Source organism: Adlercreutzia sp. CNCM I-6216, assembly GCF_977113345.1.
Genome location: NZ_CDSBIE010000016.1, coordinates 1 through 19,063 on the forward strand (window position 1 = coordinate 1; position 19,063 = coordinate 19,063).

Here is a 19,063-nt window from a genome sequence, read left to right on the forward strand (position 1 = left end):
CGAATCTAGACAACTCGAATCATACCGAAGGCCGGAGCCGTGTCTTTTGGTATCTAGGCTATGCTGCTGTGAAAGTGCGCAAGAGATTGTACGTTACCAGCCACAGTGCGAAAGATTATTGAGGCTGTTGAATGCAGACCGATGTTGGGTTGTAGACTGGAATTATCGTCTGGCTTGTAGTGGGCGAGATAGCGTTGGCGTGAATCGTTAGGGTGGCGTGCGTGGAACGTCGTGTGGGCACTTTTCAACGGTACGCTTGGTAGTCTAGCGTTAGCTCCAGCCTCCGCGGGCCCAGAGCATTGCGACAACGCTGATTGTCCCCAGTGACCGCTCCGATGCTATATGATGAGATTTCGGAATGAAAGTAAGTGATATGCATTATGGTAATTACATGTAGCCAATGAGTCTCTACCGTTGACCAGAGTTGGTCGCTGCGGTGCAAGCCTCGACCAAGTCGCGTATGCTACTTCCCAGAAATGCAATTTGGGAACTGGATGTGCAGACGGGCTTTCGCTCGACGATCGCTCGATCGTTGTTGCCGACCTTGCCAATGATGAATCCGCTTCGTCTATAAAAAGCAAGTAAGCGAGAAAAATAACTCTCGTCTTCTGGATTAATCTCAGAGTGAGTCATCTTCACAAGGTTTCTATCAATTGAATTGATAATAAAGTGCATACAGAGAATTAAATCGGTGCCGACGCCCTTGTTTCGAAACTCATCGTATACATGGATTGTGAAATGGCTGATTGTGCTCCATACCCCCTCCTCAGTTTCTAATGTGAATCTGCATTCCCCCGACGAGCTCTCGTCATCAAGCGCTTTAATCACTACTTCAACTGTAGGAAGTTGTTTTAAGGAGATGTCGTGCAAAAAACCGTGGAGACTTTCCGTACGGTTTTTTGGATAAAATTTCACACAGTATTTTCGTGGAGCGAAGCAGTCTCCCGCTCTTGCGATTAAGCCGCCTTCATCGATGTCCGGATCGAAAAGCAATGCTTCGCAATTCATATGGCCTCGCTCGGCTTTATCCGCTGATCGTCTAGCGTTTTTACTTTTGTTGCGAAGGCGCACGCTTGTCTTCCTCTAATTCTGGAAGAAGCTGATGCTGCAGCCTTCGGATTCGGTTCCTAGGTTGTAGACTTGCATCTGGCCGTTGCGATAGTTCTCGATAAGGCGGCTGAGGGCGATGGTGTGGTCGCGGGTGATGTCCAGGTTGGGCTTCTTGCCGTCCTGGATGGTCTTCGCGAAAACGGAGATCTCGTCGCGGATGCCCTCGCCGTTCAGCTGATAGAAGTAGCGCTTATTGCTGGAGAAGTCCTCGAAGCGCACCTCGAAGTAATCGGTTTTCCACCAGGGAGAGGGCACGTACACATAGCCCTTGGTGCCTGCGATGACCAGCTCGCCTTCGGACTTTGCCCCGCTGCCCACCTCGATGGACGCGCAGGCGCCCGGATAGATGAAATCCACCTTCGTGTACACGTCGGTGCCGTCGGTGCGGCTCATGAGCGACGCCGCGCTGGCTGCCGTGTAGTCGGTGCCCAGCATCTCGAAGATGGGGAGGCAGGCGATGGGCCCCCAGCCGATGAGACTGCCTGCGGGGCTCGTGAAGGCCTGGCTTGTGCAGGTGGCCCGCACGGAGACCGGTGAGCCGATCATGCCGCTTTTGACGAGCAACGTCAGGCGCGAGAAGGCCAGCGCGTAGGCGGTTTTCACGGCCTCGTGGAACACCAGCCCGCGCTCGTCGGCCACGGCAAACAGCGCCTCCGCCTCGGAGGCGGCCAGCGCCACGGGCGATTCGCTCAGCACGTCTTTGCCGGCCTCCAACCCCGCCTTCGCCGTGGCGAAGCGGCGCTCGGGAGCGTTGGCGACGTACAGCGCGTCGCTTGCCTCGATGAGCTTCTCGAGCGATCCGAACAGCGCCGTCTTTCCCGCTAGGTCGAATTCGTCGCTGTCGGGGAACGCCCCCACTACATCGACACCGCTCACGTACTTGCACTCGTCGATGAACTTGGCGATGTCGCGCGAGGCGCCCACGATGCCCAGGGCGATGTGATGGCCGCCTTCGCGCAACTGGGTGCTGGAAATGCCCTCTGTGCGATCGAGGTACACTACCTCGCAGTACTCGTTCAGGTAATCGAAGTGCCCGCGCCAGTCAGACCCGATAGCGAAGATATCCACATCGTAGTTGCGGATATCATCGATTTTCTGGCCGTAGTATTCCTCGGGTATCACCTCATCGGCAATGCCGAGGGCCTTCACGGCCTCGATGCGGTCCATCAGCGATTGCTTCACATTAATCTTGCCGCGGTTTTTGTCGAAGTCCGAGGAAGTGACGCCCACGATCAGGTAGTCGCCCAACTCCTTCGCCCGGCGCAGCAGGTTTACGTGTCCGTGGTGCAGCAGGTCGAACGTGCCGTAGGTGATGACTTTCTTCACAGCTTGATCCTTCGCTTGGGGGGGTGCGGCTGGGCCGCAGGATGGGGCAGGGCCGATGCGGGGGCGCGCCGCTCGTCGGCGGTGCGCCCCCGGATGCCCAACTTAGGCAGCGTCCACTTCCAAAAGGGCGTCCACGAACTTCTCCATGGCGGCTTTCGAGCCGGTGGACACTCGCAGGAAGTCGGCGAGCATACCGGACTTCCACGACTTCACTAGGATGTTCCGGGCCTCAAGGTCGGCCGCCACCTCCGGTGCGGGGCGATGGGTGCGGATGAAGATGAAGTTCCCCTCGGAGGGGCGGGCCTCATAGCCCTGCTCCTGCAAAGTCTCGATGGTCCACGTGCGGCCCTCGCGCTCGGCAGCGATGAGCTCCTCGGCAATCTCGGGGTGATCGAGGATCTTCTCGCCGAACAGCAGCGCCAGAGCGTTCACATCGAAGGTGAGCTTGGCGTTTTCGACGTAATGAATGATGGTCGGGTTCGAGATGATAACGCCCAGGCGGCAAGCGGCCAGCGAGAACAGCTTCGAGAAGGTGCGCATGACGATGACGTTGTCGTAGGTCTGTGTCAAGTCGATGAACGTGTTGGGGTAGAAGTAATGGTAGGCCTCGTCGATGATGACCACGGCGTCCACGGCGCGGGCTGCCTCGATGGCTGCGATGACGTCCTCGCGGCTGAAGGCGTCGCCCACGGGGTTGTTCGGGTTCAGCAGCACGACGATGTCGGTGTTGGGGCCGATGGCGGCGATGAGGTTTTCCATGTTGAAGGACAGATCGTCGTTGTAGGCGACCGGCACATGGTTCAGTCCGAGGATATTGCAGTTCACCCAGTACATCTCGAAGGAGGGGGCCACGGTGACCACGTCGTGCCCTTGTCCGCAGAATGTCTGCAGCAGGTAGCGGATGGCCTGGTCGGTGCCGTTGGTGGCCGTAACGCAATCGCGGGGGACGCCCACGTACTTCGCGTATTTCGTGAGGAAGCGGTCGGGCTCGGGGTAGATGGACAGGTACTCCGGCGTGATCTCGGCCTTGACCTCGTCCACGAACCAGGTGGGCAGTCCTTCCGGGTTCTCGTTCATGTCGTAACGGAGCATCCCATAGCGCCCCTGGTCGGGAAAAACGCGCTCGGTGTTCTTGATGTGCTCGTCAACGTAAAATGCCATGGGTCGTCTCCTTTACGATTGGTAGAACTCGACGAAGGCCTCTTTGTCGGTGAGGCCGAAGTTGCGGGGCATGGCGCTGGCGCCAGCGTCTTTGCTGGAAGTACCGTCGGCGTTCAGGTAGCTAGTGCCAGTTTGCGCGCGGTAGAAATCGAGGAGGGTGTCGATGGTCGGCGTTTGCACGCCGACCATGGAGGCGATGTCCTTGATGATGGCCACGCCGAAGGGGTAGTCCTCGGTGAACATGCGGTCGTTCCAGTTCGGCAGGAATGCGCCGTCCTCGGTGGGGCTCAGGGGTACCTTGACCGCCTCGAAGGCCCGGATGCTCTTCAGCTTGCGAGTCATGACCTCGGGAGTGGGGGACTCGTAGTACTCGCGCAGCGATACCACCTCGCTCAAATCGAGAGGGGCGAGGGCGCGGCAGATTGCCTGCAGCTCGTCGTCGTAAGCCAGAAGGAAGCGCGACGTGTCGTCGTTCCACTGCTCGTAGAACATGAGCTGCTCGGGATAGGTGTCGCCCGGTTGGTAGTCTTTGAAGACGCCGTAGGCGCCCGAAGTGTGCAACAGGGGGTTTGAAGGTACCAGCGTTACCGCGAGGAACTCCTTGAGAGCTACGGTGGGAATATGGAAAAGATCCTCGAGAAGCGCGGCCACCTCGGCGGTTCGACCCTTGGGGAGCGTGGCCACGTACAGCGTTTCTTTCGCCGACAGAATTCCGGCCGTGCGCTCGTCCCAGCTCGAGCGGCACACGTAGGGCACGCGCTGCAGCCCGAAGACGGTGACGCCGCGGGTGATGAGACCCTGGCAGTAGTATTCCACGCCCCCGTAGCCCGGAACAAAGCCGATGAGGGTGCCTTTGCCGACATAAGGCTCTACGTCGGCGACGAACTGCTGCCGGAGAAACGCGGGGTAGGTGCAAAGGATCAGTTCCGCGTTGCAGGCCCGGGCCATGTCGTCGGTAACGGTGAAGGTCGCCGATGCGACGGCCTTTTCTTCGTAGGTGTATGCGAGCGTTTCGCGGCTCTTATGGGGTCGCGTGGTGTAAAGCGTGACGTCGTTGTCCTGCGAAAGCACCGCGCAGCAGGCGAGGCCGAGGTTTCCCGCGCCAAATACCGTAATGTTCACTGCAAACTCCTTTGTCGCCCGGCGAGGGGCTCGTCTCAACGAATGAGCTGACCTTATATGATAGACCAAAAGATTTCCTTCCCTCTTGCAAAGGAGCTTGCCTACGGCAAATGAGCAAAATGTTGCGCCGAGCCCTTGTGCTATCATATGAGGACTGCCGTCAGGCGTGGGTACTCGATGCAATGTGTGATGGCAGAGAGGCGTTTTCCGAGGCTGGAGGAGCGAGAGTGTCAGATTTTGAAATATCCGTCGTGATCCCCGTGTACAATTCCGAGGAGTATCTGGGCGAGACTCTGGAATCGGTGGCTGCCCAAACAGTGGGGATGGACGCCATTCAGGTCGTTATCGTCGACGACGGGTCCACTGATGGCAGCGCCGCCATCTGTCGTTCGTTCCAAGATCGCTACCCAGCCAACGTCGTTTTTCACCAGCAGCCCAACGGAGGCGTCTCCTCGGCGCGCAACGCCGGCCTCGACCGGGCCAGCGGGCGCATCGTCACCTGCCTGGACAGTGACGACCAATGGACGCCGGAATCGTTTGCCTATGCCGTGGATTTTTTCGACAACCAGGAGAACAACGTCGACGTTCTCGTTGGCGAGCTCACCCTCTTCGAGGGCGAGGACCACACCCATCCCTTGGCTTACCGTTTCCCGAAAGACAAGGATTCCATCATCCGTCTGGGAGATCGCCCCTGCGACATCCAGAGTACGATTGGGAACTGCTTCTTTCTGCGCGAAGCTATCGGTGATATCCGATTCGACGAGGATCTGACTACGTCGGAGGATACGCTGTTCGTCAACCGGATTATTTTGCACAAGTGCGCCTACGCGGTTACTCCTTTCTGCACGTATCTCTACCGAAAGCGGCAGGACGGTTCGTCTCTGAGCCAGGTCATTACCTATTCCAAGCATATGCAGAATCTGGATGTGTGCGAGCGCGTGCTCGAGGCGTCGCGCCGTGCCAAGGGGCGGGTGCTTCCCTTTGCCCAGGCGGTGGCGCTCTACATCATCGGGTGGCAGCTTTTGGGCAAGGCGAGCGATGCCCTGTCCGCCGAGGACGCCGCGAATTGGTCGGCCGCTGTGCGCAAGATTGTCGCGGACGCCGATGCTGACGTCATCGCCAATGCGCGCTGGCTTACTCGCGAAAAGAAAATCGTTCTTTACCGCCTCAAATACGGGGTGGATGTCTTTAAGGAACTGGTTTGGGTTGACCGCGATCGAGGGTTGCTCGACGGTATGCAGCTCATCAGCATGAACGCGAAGGCGCCCTGCTATCTTTACGAGATCACTCCCCAAGGCACGACGCTGCATATTGAGGGAACGACGGACATCGACATATTGGGAATGCCCTTCGAGCTATTCGTTCGCGACGAGAAGAGCGGTGAGCGCTTCAATGCGCATTTATCCCCATTCCCTACCGATAATCGTCGCACTCTGGCTAAAGAGTCGGTATGCAAGGGTATGCGGTTCACGCTCGATCTGCCTTTGGAGCCGGAGCGCTCCTTCTCGTTCCGCGCGAGGTTCTGCGGGCGTGTCCAGGAGGTCATCCTCACGCCTCATTATGGCAACTTCGCTATTTTCAGCCAGTCAATGAAGCGCGACTACCATCGTTTCGGCGGCGTCATGGTGAAGCATATCGGCAAGCAGCTGCGCACCTATCGCGCCACGTGGCGCATGGCCGTCGTGTCCGAGCTGCGCCGTTGGGCGGAGATCCTACGCTCGAAGAAGGGGACGTCCCGATTGCGTTTCGAGTACGTTTGGCTGCGTCTGTGCTACCGGGTTCATCGACTGCTGTTCAAGAAACCCATCTGGATCTTCGGCGACAAGGAGTGGAAGGCAGGCGACAACGCCGAGAACGTGTACCGTTATGCCATGAAGCGATCCGGCTATCGCGGCGCTAAGATGTACTTCGCTTTGGAGAAGTCGAGCGCCGATTACGCCTCGGTGGCCAAGTACGGTCACGTAATTGATCCGACCACCTTCCGCTACAAGCTGCTGTTCCTGCTGTCCTCGGTGGTGGTGTCCTCGCGCGCCGAAGAGTCCATGGTGAACCCCTACGGCCCCGAGCTCGTGTTCGTGAAGGATCTCATGGATTACGATTTCGTATACCTCACCCATGGGACGCTCTTTGGAGATCTGGCGTTCATGCTGGGTAAGCCGGCGAAGAAAATCAAGTTGTTCTCGGTGAGCACCCAGATGGAGCGCAATGCGCTTTTGAGCGAGGCTTATGGCTACCGAGAGGATGAGGTGTCTCTCATGGGCATGGCTCGTTACGACGCCTACGGCGATGTCCATACTCAGAAGAAGATCGCGTTTCTGCCCACGTGGCGCTCGAATATCGCTGGCAAGATCATCCCGGGCACGAGCACGCGCGAGTATGTGCATCATTTCAAATCCACGGATTTCTGGAAATTTTACAATGCCCTCATCAATGACGAACGTCTGCTGGACGCCATGAGGCGTTACGGGTACACGGCCGAGTTCTACGTGCACCCTGCATTCGAGAAGCAAGCCGGTGATTTCCAGGGCAATGAGCTTGTGCAGGTGGGGGAGGGGTCGGCTGACTACGAGCGCGTGCTGAGCGAGTCGGCGCTCATGGTGACGGATTACTCAGGGGTGGGATTCGATTTTGGCTACCAGCGCAAACCAGTGGTGTACAGCCAGTACGATTCGGTATTCAGCGGTGGTCACACGTACGGTGAGGACAGCTACTTCGACTACGATATCGACGGCTTTGGCCCTGTGACTCGCACATTGGAGGAAACAGTGGACGCCATCATACGCTACATGGAAAATGATTGCCAGATGGAGCCCGAATATCGAAGCCGTGCCGACGCCATGTTCGGTTTTTCTGACTACGAGAGCAGCAAACGCATTTTCGAGGGCGCTCGAGCATTGTCAGAGCGGCGCCGCGCCGATGGCTGCGCTCGGTGATCCGCCGGTTCGTCATGGCCTCGACTTTGGCGCAAGGAGAAGTTAAACCCTGTGGACATAGCGTGTACGCGATATGTTGATGCGGGGCAACTGCGGGGAGTTTTGCGCCAGTGCTTCTCGATTTTGCTACGATGAATCTGCATTTCGGTTTTGAATTAGGGGGCGACGCGAGAGCGTCGCCCGTTTTGTGTGGATGCGCGGATCGATTCCGTCGGAGGAGGAGCAGGCTTTGAAGCGTCTTGTGGCAGTGGTTTTGGCGATAGCGCTCGTGTGCGTCCCTGTGGCTATGGGCGCCACAGCGTCCTCGTCGGCTCTGGAGAAGCAGATCGCCAGTACTCCCTATCAGATATGGCCTGCGAAGGCGCGCTCCAATTCTCCGGATTTCGTGCGCGCGGCCATCAAGCAGAGAAACGCCCAGGGCGATAACTGCAAGGTGGTTCTCGGCACTTCCGAGTTTCGCTGGGTTTATCCCGATACGGTCTCGTCGCACCCGGGGAACTTTTTCGCGAACAACAATTATGGTATGGACACGTTCCTTTTGGGCCAGCCTTATTGCCAAGATCTGTGGCACGCCATTGAAGCGGGCGCGCTTTCTGAAGACATTCCCGACGACAAAGTGGTGTTCTTCTGCGGAATCTCCTGGTTCATGGATTACCAGAATCCCGCCAAATGTTTCAGGTTGTCGTTTTCGCCCGAGGCTTACGCTGACCTCATGGCCAATCCCAAGGTGAGCGACAAGACGAAGGCGAAGATTCAGAAGAAGATGGTTGAGTACGGCGTGTCGGAGGACGAAGTCTATGCTGAGGCGTCCGATAAGACCTTCGTGGATCGCATCAACGAAGGTGTTCAGAAGATCTTTGATACGTCGAAAAACTGGGACGCGGTGCTCAGCGACGAAGAAGATGATTGGAACGCGCCGGAGCGTGAGTTGAACAAGAGTCGTCCCGTGCCAGAGGGGCGCACCCAAGGTGAGGCCCAGGTGCCCGATTGGGATGCCTGGATGAGCCAAGAGCAGGCCGAGGGAGCGGATCAGACGTCGAGCAACGACATGGGCATCTACAATAGCTGGTACGAGAACGGCGGGTACGACAAATGGTATGCCGGCCGCGAGGACTGGCTTACGTTTACCGACGAGCCCTATCAGGAGACCGAGTTCGAGGATTTCGAGCTGTTTCTCGATGTCTGCCAGGAGACAGGTATCCAGCCGTTAGTCGTTCTCATGCCCCTCAAAGGCGCTATGGTCGATCAGACCGATTACACCGCCGATGTGCGGGCCATCTGGTACGACCGCATGAAGGCGATCTGCGAAGAACGGGGCGCTGAATACGTCGACTACTCGCCCTATGAGTACGATCCCTATTTTCTCTATGATATGGCCCATTTCGGCTGGACGGGCTGGGTGCAGGTGAATCACGACATCTACGAGTTCTTCATGGGCAAGGATGAGGCCGATGAAGCGAATTAGGGACAAGATTCTCGAGGTGTTTTTCAGCGACACTTGGCTCGGTGCCATCCTGTGGTTCGCCGCTGCAGCGGCGATGCTCGCTCTGGTCGTTTGGTTCCTCGTTTATTCGGGGTTTGGAGAGCCGGCGATGCCGGTATATGAGAACTTCTGAGCATGGTTTTGACGATGAGCCGATTGGCGTTTCCGCCAATGGAGAGTGAATGATGACGCGATGAAAGAAAGGGGAGGCACAACCGTGAGCAGGTTTCTTGAAAGGCTACGGGAAGTGAGCGCTGAGTATCCGGAGAAAGAGGCGTTTTTCAATTCTCGGATAAAGGAGGATGCGTGCCAGCGCCTGACTTACGCCGAGCTGGACGCCTGGTCCGACTCTCTTGCCGCTTCCTTTGCCGAATGGTCTCCAAAGGGCAAGCCCGTGGTGGTTTACGGCCACAAGTCGCCTCTCATGCTCGTGTGCTTTATCGCCGCTGCGAAGGCCGGTCTGACCTATGCCCCGGTGGACATCGCCTATCCGTCCGATCGCGTGAACGACATCTTGGATCAGATCGGGCACCCTCTTGTTATCACGTTGTCTGACGACGAATTTCCCGGCGATGCATCGCTGGCAGATTCAGTCGTCGGAGATGCCGTTGTTCGCGAGGCGGCCCTGGCGGGACGCTCCTGGGACAGTTCCCGCTGGATTGCCGATGAGACGCCCTTCTATTTGTTGTTCACCTCGGGGAGCACCGGCCGCCCCAAAGGTGTTCAGATGCCCTCGCGCTGCGTGGACGCCTTTATGGACTATTTCCGCGCACTTTTCCCCGAGCGGCCCGACGGCGTCAGCTTCAACCGCGTGCCCTACACCTTCGATGTGAGCCTGTTCGACATTATCGCCGGTTTGGCCTCGGGCTATACCCTGTTCTCCCTGGAGTCCGAAGACGAGCAGTCCATGAGGGCCACGTTCGGCGCTCTGGCTGCAAGTGACCTTACAACATGGATTTCGACGCCGTCCTTTATCGAGATGTGCCTGGTTGATCCTTCTTTCGACCAGGATCTCCTGCCCCGGCTCGACAACGTCATTCTCTGCGGAGAGGTGTTTCGCAACGCTACGGCCCTGAAGATCATCGAACGTTTTCCCGAGGCGAGGGTTCTCAACACCTACGGCCCCACCGAGACTCAGGCGGTCACCGATATTGTGGTAGACGAGAGCTTGGCACGTGAGGTGAATCCTTTGCCCGTGGGCTATTTGAGCGATGGCGTGCGTGCCCTTATTCGCGATCCGGAAACCGGTGAGGAGCTGCCTTGCGGGGAAGTGGGAGAGATATACCTTGCGGGAAACACGGTGTCGGCGGGCTACTATGGCCGTCCCGATCTGACGGAGGCCGTATTCTCCGAGAGGGAAGGCTCCGATGGCGCTGTGACGCGTTGCTACAAAACCGGTGATAAGGGCTATCTTGACGCGGATGGTCGGCTCTTCTGTTTGGGCCGTCTCGATTTCCAAGTGAAGCTGAATGGGTTTCGCGTCGAGCTGGCCGACGTCGAGCAGGCCCTCGTCCGGATACCTGAAGTGGCCGAGGCGGTGGTGCTTCCCGCCGATCGCGACGGGAAGGTGACTCATCTCGTAGCTCACGTACGTCTTGCTGAGCCGGGGATGACGGCCGACTTCGCTCGAGCGCGCGCCATTAAGACGGCCCTTAAGGAACTTGTTCCCGACTATATGGTGCCCAAAAAGATCGTCTTTCATGAGGAATTCGCTTTGAACGTCAATGGCAAAATCGATCGCAAGGCGTTGGCGTAGGGCTCGACAATTATGAACTTCTATATCGATCCGGCATTCTATGTGTTTCTGGCCGTTGCCATAGTACCTGCGGCCATTCTCGGCTTCTCGGGGCGCCGCATCAAGTATTACGGACTGGCGGCCTCGTTGGCGTTCCTGCTCCTGCTCTTCGGCGAGAACTTGGAGGGCATGCTCGCTTTCGTTGCGTTCATCGCCATCGCCTGTGCGGTTACGTTCTGGGAGCTTTCCAGTTGGCGGTCGGGGCAAAAGGCGCTTTGGAAGTACCGGTTGGCACTCGCGGCCGTTATTGCCCCTCTAGTCGTTTACAAAATCGGTGCCGTATTCGACCAGAACCTCATGGGATTTCTGGGGATATCCTACATCACATTCAAGGCAATACAGGTCATTATCGAGATCCGAGATGACCTCATTGAAGATATGAACTTCACTGATTACTTGTACTTCTTGGTGTTTTTCACACCCTTCACATCCGGCCCCATCGATCGCAGCCGGCGGTTCACTGAGGATGCGAACCGAAGGTATACCGCTTCTGAGTATGCGGACTTGCTGGCTCGCGGCATTATGCTGCTTTTGGTGGGAGCAGTGTATCAGAAAGTGTTGGGCACGGTGTTCCACCATTACTTCACCCCTGCTCCTTTGGGCGACGGTCCTTGGTGGCAAGAGCTGGGCGCCCAGGTGAAAGATGCCTATATGTACGGCTTTTACCTGTTCTTCGACTTTGCTGGCTATTCCCTTATGGCCATGGGGGCCAGCTACTGCTTCGGCATTAAGACGCCGCGCAACTTCCGCGCCCCTTTTCTTGCTCTCGATGTGCGCGATTTCTGGGATCGCTGGCATATGACGCTGTCCACGTGGCTACGTGATTTCGTGTTCATGCGCGCGGTGAAGTCGGCGACGCGTCGCAAGCTGTTCAAAGACCGACTTCAGACGGCCTGTGCGGGCTACATGGCGAATTTCATGCTCATGGGCGCTTGGCACGGGCTGACCGTGGACTATCTGGTCTATGGCGCCTATTATGGCGTTCTCATGGGCGCCACCGACGTGTACCAGAAGAAATCTTCCTTTCACAAGAAGCACAAGAAAAAGAAATGGTACAAGGTTCTCCAATGGTTTGTTACCATTAATCTGGTCATGCTTGGCATGGCTATTTTCTCTGGGCAAATGCACACTGTCATAGGAGGTTTGACCAATGGCTGAGAATTCCGTCGAGGAGCGCATGCTCGAGCTCATCGAGGAGATTTGCGACGACGAGATTATTCGCGAAGAGCGCGACGCCGATCTGTTCGAGGAGGGGTTGCTCGATTCTATGGCAGCCATTGAACTGCTGGTGGCCATCGAGACGGAATTCGGCGTGACCATTGCGCCTACGGCGGTGGAGCGTGAGGAAATGAATTCGGTTAATAAGATCATCTATCAGGTGCAGATTCGCTACGATGCCCAATAGCGATTATGCGAGGCGCGCCTCGGTCCCTCCGCGGGCATGATGCTAATTTCGGCGCTGATGCGTCGTTAAGGAAAAGTTAAGGTATCATTGCCTGAGCTAAATTGACGGGATGACAGTTCGAAGGGACTCGCGTTGGTCTTCTCCAGCACTATTTTTCTGTTCGCGTTTCTGCCGCTGTTTCTGGCGGTGTACTTCGCCATGCCGTGGCGGCCGGCGAAGAATGTGGTTCTGCTGCTGTTCTCGCTTCTGTTCTACGCCTGGGGCGAGCCAGTGTACGTGTGGCTCATGGTGGCCTCCATCTGCTTCAACTGGCTGTTCGCCTTCATCATAGGCAAGTGCGGCGAGGGCAAGACGGCGCCGAAGCGCTTCTGGCTCGTGGCGGCGCTCGCAGCCAACCTGCTCGTGCTCGGGTTCTACAAGTACCAGGGCTTTCTGGCCGAGAACATCAACCGCGCCATTGGCGAGGAGTTCATCGCCGAGTTGAACCTGGCGCTGCCTATCGGCATCTCGTTCTTCACCCTGCAGGCCATCACCTACGTGGTGGATGTCTACCGCGGCGAGGTGAAGGTGCAGAAGAATCCGCTGTACCTCGGCATGTACATCGCCATGTTCCCGCAGCTGGTGGCCGGCCCCATCGTGCGCTACGCCGACATCGAGCACGAGATCGACCATCGCCGCGCGACGCTGGAGGGCTTTGCCCAGGGCCTGCGGCTGTTCTGCGTGGGCCTGGGCAAGAAGGTGCTGCTCGCCAACACCGCCGGCGTGCTGGCCGACTCGCTTCTGCCCCGCGAGGCGGCCGAGATCGGCTTCATCGGCTGCTTCTCGGGCGTGGCCGCCTACACCTTCCAGATCTACTTCGACTTCTCCGGCTACTCGGACATGGCCATCGGCCTCGGCAAGATGATGGGCTTCGAGTACCCGCGCAACTTCAACTACCCCTACACGTCGAAGTCGGCCACGGAGTTCTGGCGCCGCTGGCACATGTCGCTCGGCGGCTTCTTCCGCGACTACGTGTACATCCCGCTCGGCGGCAACCGCGTGAGCACGCCGCGCTTCGTGGCTAACACCATGATCGTGTGGGGCCTGACGGGCATTTGGCACGGCGCCGCGTGGAACTTCCTTCTGTGGGGCCTGTACTGGGGCGTGCTCATCCTGTTGGAGAAGTTCTTAGTCATGAAGGTGCTCGATAAGCTGCCGCGGTTCGTGAGCCATATCTGGTGCGTCGTGCTGTTCTTCTTCGGGTGGCTTTTGTTCGCCGTGACGGGGCTTTCGAACGTGGGGGAGTGGTTCTGCGCCATGTTCGGCGCCTACGGGTGGCTCGGTACCTCCACGTTGTGGGAGCTGCAGTCCTGGAGCTACGTGAGCCTCGTGCCCGTCTTCATCGTGGGGTCGCTGCCCTGGGCGCCGTGGCTGCGCAAGAAGATCCAGGCCTGGGCCGAGGGCGACCCGCACCGCGCCATCGTCGCCGCTCCGCAGAAGGGTAACACCGCCGTGCCGCCCTGCCAGGTGGTCTGCGAGGGCCCCGTGCCCGCCGGCCGCGCCCGCGCCGTGACTGCCGTGAACGTGCTCGCCGACGTGGCCCTTCTGGCCGTCTTCGTCCTGAGCTGCATGTCGGTGGTCTCCAGCTCGTACAACCCGTTTATTTACTTCCAGTTTTAGGGGGCATTATGAAGCTGCGGAATATCCTGTTCGCCGGCGTGCTCTGCCTGTTGCTTTGCGGCCCCGCCCTGATCGGATTAGCCTCATGGGGGGGGGTTGCTCTTCCCTCTTGGTTCACGGCTGACGATGCGGCTTATCTTTCTGGCGGTGTCGTAGAAGCCGATCCGGCCGCCTATGCTTCCCTCGAGGGGTTCAGCTCGGGAGAGTTTCAGATAGCCGCTGAGGATGCTGTGGGCAATTGCATTCCCATGAAGGCTACGGCTCTTCTCGCAAATGCAGCTCTCCAGCGCTCAGCCATCGAGACTTCGAATGCGCTCTTTGGCTGGGAGTGCTACCCCGCTTTCTATGGCTCGTCTATTGCGGAGATGCCGAGTCGGCACCGTCTGCTCGAAATAGCCGAAAAGGCGACCGGCGATACCCTTGCAACGGCCAGTCATATTCGGGATGGACTCGACGCCCTGAGTTTGAGACATCCCGAGCAACGGTTCTTCGTGTATATGGGCCCCGACTCTATGAATGTTGAGGGATCCCCGACGGCGAAACTCATCTCCAATCCACTTACCTACGGAGAGTTATCCTCGATCTTCGAGGACGAAGGCGGCCATTTCCAATGGATAGACGGCAACGTCACGTTCGACGAGTTTGCGGATGGGTGGAATTCCACTGATCACCACTGGAATATCCAAGGAGCTTTTCGGGCTTATGAGCGCATGGCGAGCGCTCTCGGTTTTCGGGACGAACTTCTTGTGCCCGCGCGTCTTGTGACCTATGACGCGCCATCCTTTCGGGGCACGTTCGCGCGACGTGGGTTGGAAACGCGATACGTGGATCAAATGATCGACTACGAATTCGCTGATTTCCCTCAGCTATCGATCATTATTGACGGGGCTGAGGCTTCTATGGACTCGCTTGTGCATTGGAAGAACTACCAAGCGGCCAATGTAGGTGCCAATGCTTTCACCAGTCGCTATGCCGAGTATTTCCATACCGATTACGGGCTTATTACCTTGGAGAACGAGGAATCGGATTCGCGGCAGGATCTGCTCATTGTCGCAGACTCGTATTCCAATTGTATGGAGCGGTTCCTGGCGGTTCACTATCGAACAACCTACGTGCTTGACCCCCGTCACGACGACGAGACGATTGATGCGTTTCTTGCTCAGCACCAGGATGTGTCCGACGTCCTTTTCATAATGCGGAGTCCGAACATGTTGGCGCAAGCGACGGAACATGCTCTTGAGCCGGAAGATATGCGCGAATAGGGGGAGCTCAATGGACGTTACATTGAAGACCACTGAAGAGGTTGAGCGGTTTTTCCAAGAAACCGACAATGTTCTTTTGGGCCCTCCGCCGAAAATGAAGAATGCGCAAATTGTGTTTACCGAGAAGGCTCATACGGGAAAGTGCATCTTGTGCTGTGGCGAAGATGTAACCTTGACGGGAGGCAAGCTGGTTTTCGCTGGCCCCGGTGCCATCGTCTACCTGGCGAGCGGAAACACCTCGTTGTGGCTGGATGCAACGGTGCATGCTGGATGCACGTTTGCCTTGGGCTCGTCGACGTACACCAACGGTTCACTCCATGTAATTGTATCCGAGCGGCGCAGTGTGCTTATTGGCGACAGAGGCCTTTTTTCCTTTGATGTGTGGATAAGGACTGCCGACCCTCATTTGGTGTACAGGGCAGAAGATGGCAGGCGCATTAATCCTAGCCGCGATGTGGTGATAGGCGACCATGTATGGCTCGGTCAATCTGCCATGCTGCTGAAGGGCGCGGCTATTGGATCTGGAAGTATTGTCGGTGGCGCTGCCGTAGTGGCCGGCAAGACGGTCCCTTCGAACACAAGTTGGGCGGGCAATCCCGCTCGGCAAATTGCTCGTGGGATTTTCTTCGACGGTGCCTGCGTCCACGGCTGGACTGCCGAGCAGACGGCTGCCTCTCAGACATTCGCCTCTGATAAATGGGTTTACGCCAATGCGCCGCAGCGCGATCAGTCGGGTCTCGTGCGGCTAGCAAATCGACTGGCCGGAGTTGCCGATGCGAAGGAGCGTATCGCTCTCGTGCAAAGTGCTTACGAGGACAAGGGGAAGAACCGCTTCGCCATTGCAGAGGCGGCGACTTCATCAGCATCTGGAAATCGCGGCTCATCGTTCAGGCCCTTTGAGTTCCTGAGGTTGCGATCGCGTCGTCGTTGAGCCATCGCCTCAGCTTCTTCTTTGAGGTACAATGGCATCTTGTCGTTCTGTTGTTCATCGAAGCTGTTGTGCGTTAACGAAGTGGGGCTATGTCAGACAGGGTTGTAGAGCGCGTTCGACGCGCATTGAAGGTTTGGGGGTGTTGCCCCGCTGAGAGTCGACCAGTTGCGCCTTGCGTTGCGACAGCGCTTGCCCTCACTTTTTTTGTGGTTGGGATTCTTGTCCTAAACGACGACTACCGAGGCCCTGATGACGATTTGGGGATCTCGATGGTCCTTTCAGGACTCTATCCCGACGGCGGCCAATGCCTGTTTACCAGTGCGGTGCTCAACGGCATCATCTACCAGCTCAATATCGCCATACCGGAGTTGAACTGGTTTCTCGTGATCGAACGTCTCGCTGTGACGGTGGCATTTTTCTCGTTCTGCTACATCCTGTTGCGCCATGCTCCGCTCGGGCTTTCGCTCGCTTGCATCGGTTTTGTTGCGTACTTCATTATGCCGAAGTGCACCTTGGGGAGCAATTTTACCGTGGTCGCGGCGCTGTGCGTTACGTCAGGCGAGCTCTGCTGCTGCTCCGGTACTATGCGGAGGGCTCCTTCCTCCTGTGTGGCGGGCACTGTATTGGTGACGTTGGGATTCATGTGGCGGGCCCTTGTCTTGCTTCTCTCTGCTCCCTTTCTTGCCCTCGCTTTCGCGGGGTTGCTCGTTCGTCTCGGGCATGAACAGTTCCAGCGGGCTAAGACTCTAGTCGTTAGGGCTCTTGTCTGCATGATAGCTGTCGGGCTTTGTGTTGGCGGCGCCTTGGCCTTCGACAAGGCGGTGTGGGCTGAGCCGAAGTGGGCCGATTGGCTCGAGTACAATGACGCTCGCTACGCTTTGGTTGATTACCCCATGAGCGATTACGACGAAGTGCGAGACGAGCTGGCGTCAATCGGCGTTTCGGAGAGCGACTACTGGCTCATGCGCAACTGGATTACGGCCGATCCCGACTACATCACCTCCGATTTGCTTATGGAGGTGTCCGATATTGCTCGAGAGCCGGTGGCAGACCGCAGTTTGCCGACCGCTTTCCTTGCCGAGGGGCGCCACTTGGTCAAGTCCCCTCTGCTGACTGTCTCTTTAGCATGTATTGCCGCCTGTGCGCTGCTCCTCGGACGTAAACGGGTGCTTGCGGCGGTTGTCCTGTCTCTTGGCGGGGCCTTTGCGGCTTGCGTGCTCTTTCGGTACACGGGCCGTTTGCCAGCTCGTGTCGAGTATTCCACGTGGGTTCTTTCTCTGCTGCCATGTCTCGTCGCGTTTCTCACCATTAGACCCCCCGCGCCTGTCGCAGCTAAGCCTGTAGGGTTACGGCGTGTAACGACATCGGCGCTCATCGGTGTAGTATTCGCCCTGTTATGCGTAGTGGGGCTTGTGCTGAAATGGGCCCCCACTTTCAACGTCGAGCGCATCGATCAATTCGAGAAGAGCAGCGCTTTTGTCGAGAGCAACGATCTGGTGAAGAGGTTCACGGAGTCAGGCGTCGTCTATGTATGGGACACGACGACCTTCACGCAGCTCGAGAAGCAGCTGAAATATCGCCATCTGCCCCCGGCGTCGTTCATGGGGTCGACGGCCCTTATGGGCGGCTGGACGCAGGGGTCTCCTTTGGTGCGCGCCCATAATGAGGAGATAGGTGTTCCCAATCCCATAAAGAGTCTTCTCGATCGCCCAGAAACCTACTTCGTGACCCGGCGCAGAGAGGCTATAGAGCAACTGACGCGCTATCTGCGCGAGCATTATGGCAAAGATGCAAAGGCGGAAGTTGTAGACGAGGTTCCTCTGAGCGAGAAGGGCGCTGATCCTCTTCTTGTGGTACGATTCTATGCAGATTAGTTCTTTATCTGTGGGAGCGAGGTTGAAATGAAGGGCATTATTCTAGCGGGAGGATCGGGAACGCGTCTGTACCCGCTAACGAAGGTCACGTCGAAGCAGCTGCTTCCCGTGTACGACAAACCGATGGTCTATTACCCGCTTTCCATACTCATGCTGGCGGGCATTCGCGATATCTTGCTTATCTCCACGCCGGCGGATTTGCCTAATTTCCAGGAATTGCTCAAGGACGGATCTTCGTTTGGCGTCAACATGTCCTACGCGGTTCAGCCCTCGCCAGACGGGCTGGCTCAAGCGCTCATTATCGGTGAGGAGTTTCTCGACGGAGAAGGCTGCGCTCTTATCCTGGGCGACAACATCTTCTACGGCGGAGGCCTTTCGGCGCTGCTGAAGCAGGCGGCTTCGCGCGAGTGCGGCGCAACCGTGTTCGGCTATTACGTCGACGATCCGGAGCGCTTCGGCGTGGTCGAGTTCGACGCTGAGGGCCGCGCTCTTTCCATTGAGGAGAAGCCCGAATATCCTAAGTCGAACTATGCGGTCACGGGCCTTTACTTCTACGATAGCCGCGCAGTGGAGTTCGCCAAGAACGTGATCCCGTCCGATCGCGGCGAACTGGAGATCACCGATGTGAATCGTATGTACCTGGAGGAGGGGAGCCTGGAGGTGAAGGTTCTCCATCGCGGCTCGGCATGGCTTGACACGGGTACTATTCCCAGCTTGTACAAGGCCTCCGAGTTCGTAAAGGCTGTGGAAGACAACCAAGGCCTTCAGATAGCCGCTTTGGAGGAGATCGCCTACAACAATGGATGGATCACCAAAGAGGTGCTACTTGATGCGGCCGAGCGCCATGCCAAGACGGCTTATGGGCAGCATTTGCTGCGGGTAGCGGAAAACCGCATTCTCTTTGGAAATATGGCCTCCTAGGAGGCAAAGCATTTGCAACCAATAAGAAGGGCTCGCCAGTTTAACACTGGCGAGCCCTTCTTATTGGTGTAGACGGGTGGC

Annotated in this window: 15 protein-coding genes; 11 read left to right on the plus strand and 4 right to left on the minus strand. The window is 57.5% G+C overall.

The annotated features are described in order from the left end of the window. Window positions 1–408: 408 nt before the first annotated feature. The 4 genes from ACYVRU_RS10990 to ACYVRU_RS11005 form a co-directional block, all read right to left on the minus strand. Complete coding sequence (locus ACYVRU_RS10990; RefSeq protein WP_173113661.1) at window positions 409–1,071, minus strand: hypothetical protein; 663 nt, start codon at window positions 1,069–1,071, stop codon at window positions 409–411. Window positions 1,072–1,083: 12 nt separating this feature from the next. Then, a complete protein-coding gene (locus ACYVRU_RS10995) occupies window positions 1,084–2,436 on the minus strand; it encodes an adenylyltransferase/cytidyltransferase family protein (protein ID WP_173113659.1) in 1,353 nt (450 codons plus the stop codon). A gap of 102 nt (window positions 2,437–2,538) precedes the next feature. Continuing rightward, window positions 2,539–3,597, minus strand: coding sequence for a pyridoxal phosphate-dependent aminotransferase (locus ACYVRU_RS11000; RefSeq protein WP_302683441.1), 1,059 nt, complete (start codon window positions 3,595–3,597; stop codon window positions 2,539–2,541). A 12-nt stretch (window positions 3,598–3,609) separates the two neighbouring features. Beyond that, complete coding sequence (locus ACYVRU_RS11005; protein ID WP_302683440.1) at window positions 3,610–4,719, minus strand: NAD/NADP octopine/nopaline dehydrogenase family protein; 1,110 nt, start codon at window positions 4,717–4,719, stop codon at window positions 3,610–3,612. Window positions 4,720–4,946: 227 nt separating this feature from the next. Here ACYVRU_RS11005 and ACYVRU_RS11010 point away from each other — a divergent pair, with 227 nt between their 5' ends. The 11 genes from ACYVRU_RS11010 to rfbA all read left to right on the plus strand — a co-directional run bounded on the left by ACYVRU_RS11010 (window position 4,947) and on the right by rfbA (window position 18,982). Further along, on the plus strand, window positions 4,947–7,652 hold the full coding sequence (locus tag ACYVRU_RS11010) for a bifunctional glycosyltransferase/CDP-glycerol:glycerophosphate glycerophosphotransferase (protein ID WP_302683439.1): 2,706 nt from the start codon (window positions 4,947–4,949) through the stop codon (window positions 7,650–7,652). A 229-nt stretch (window positions 7,653–7,881) separates the two neighbouring features. Beyond that, a complete protein-coding gene (dltD, locus tag ACYVRU_RS11015) occupies window positions 7,882–9,117 on the plus strand; it encodes a D-alanyl-lipoteichoic acid biosynthesis protein DltD (RefSeq protein ID WP_173113650.1) in 1,236 nt (411 codons plus the stop codon). Beyond that, the gene (locus ACYVRU_RS11020) at window positions 9,104–9,268 is read left to right on the plus strand and encodes a hypothetical protein (protein WP_173113647.1); all 165 of its coding nucleotides are present in this window, start codon (window positions 9,104–9,106) and stop codon (window positions 9,266–9,268) included. The genes dltD and ACYVRU_RS11020 overlap by 14 nt, the downstream gene beginning before the upstream one ends. A gap of 84 nt (window positions 9,269–9,352) precedes the next feature. Beyond that, window positions 9,353–10,891 carry an amino acid adenylation domain-containing protein gene (locus ACYVRU_RS11025; RefSeq protein WP_302683438.1) on the plus strand — a complete coding sequence of 513 codons (1,539 nt, stop codon included), beginning with the start codon at window positions 9,353–9,355 and terminating at the stop codon, window positions 10,889–10,891. 12 nt (window positions 10,892–10,903) lie between these two features. Then, entirely contained in the window at window positions 10,904–12,088 is a 1,185-nt protein-coding gene (gene dltB, locus ACYVRU_RS11030; RefSeq protein WP_114539828.1) for a D-alanyl-lipoteichoic acid biosynthesis protein DltB, read from the plus strand. After that, window positions 12,081–12,335, plus strand: coding sequence for a D-alanine--poly(phosphoribitol) ligase subunit DltC (dltC, locus tag ACYVRU_RS11035; protein WP_114539827.1), 255 nt, complete (start codon window positions 12,081–12,083; stop codon window positions 12,333–12,335). Before dltB ends, dltC begins: the two co-directional genes overlap by 8 nt. Before the next feature lie 132 nt (window positions 12,336–12,467). Next, complete coding sequence (locus ACYVRU_RS11040) at window positions 12,468–13,994, plus strand: MBOAT family O-acyltransferase (RefSeq protein ID WP_114539826.1); 1,527 nt, start codon at window positions 12,468–12,470, stop codon at window positions 13,992–13,994. 8 nt (window positions 13,995–14,002) lie between these two features. After that, a complete protein-coding gene (locus tag ACYVRU_RS11045; protein WP_114539825.1) occupies window positions 14,003–15,256 on the plus strand; it encodes a DHHW family protein in 1,254 nt (417 codons plus the stop codon). A 10-nt stretch (window positions 15,257–15,266) separates the two neighbouring features. After that, window positions 15,267–16,187 carry an acyltransferase gene (locus ACYVRU_RS11050; protein WP_173113638.1) on the plus strand — a complete coding sequence of 307 codons (921 nt, stop codon included), beginning with the start codon at window positions 15,267–15,269 and terminating at the stop codon, window positions 16,185–16,187. 89 nt (window positions 16,188–16,276) lie between these two features. Further along, the gene (locus ACYVRU_RS11055; RefSeq protein WP_302683435.1) at window positions 16,277–18,061 is read left to right on the plus strand and encodes a hypothetical protein; all 1,785 of its coding nucleotides are present in this window, start codon (window positions 16,277–16,279) and stop codon (window positions 18,059–18,061) included. A gap of 27 nt (window positions 18,062–18,088) precedes the next feature. Next, window positions 18,089–18,982, plus strand: a complete 894-nt coding sequence (gene rfbA, locus ACYVRU_RS11060; RefSeq protein WP_173113632.1) for a glucose-1-phosphate thymidylyltransferase RfbA — start codon at window positions 18,089–18,091, stop codon at window positions 18,980–18,982. Window positions 18,983–19,063 lie beyond the last annotated feature (81 nt).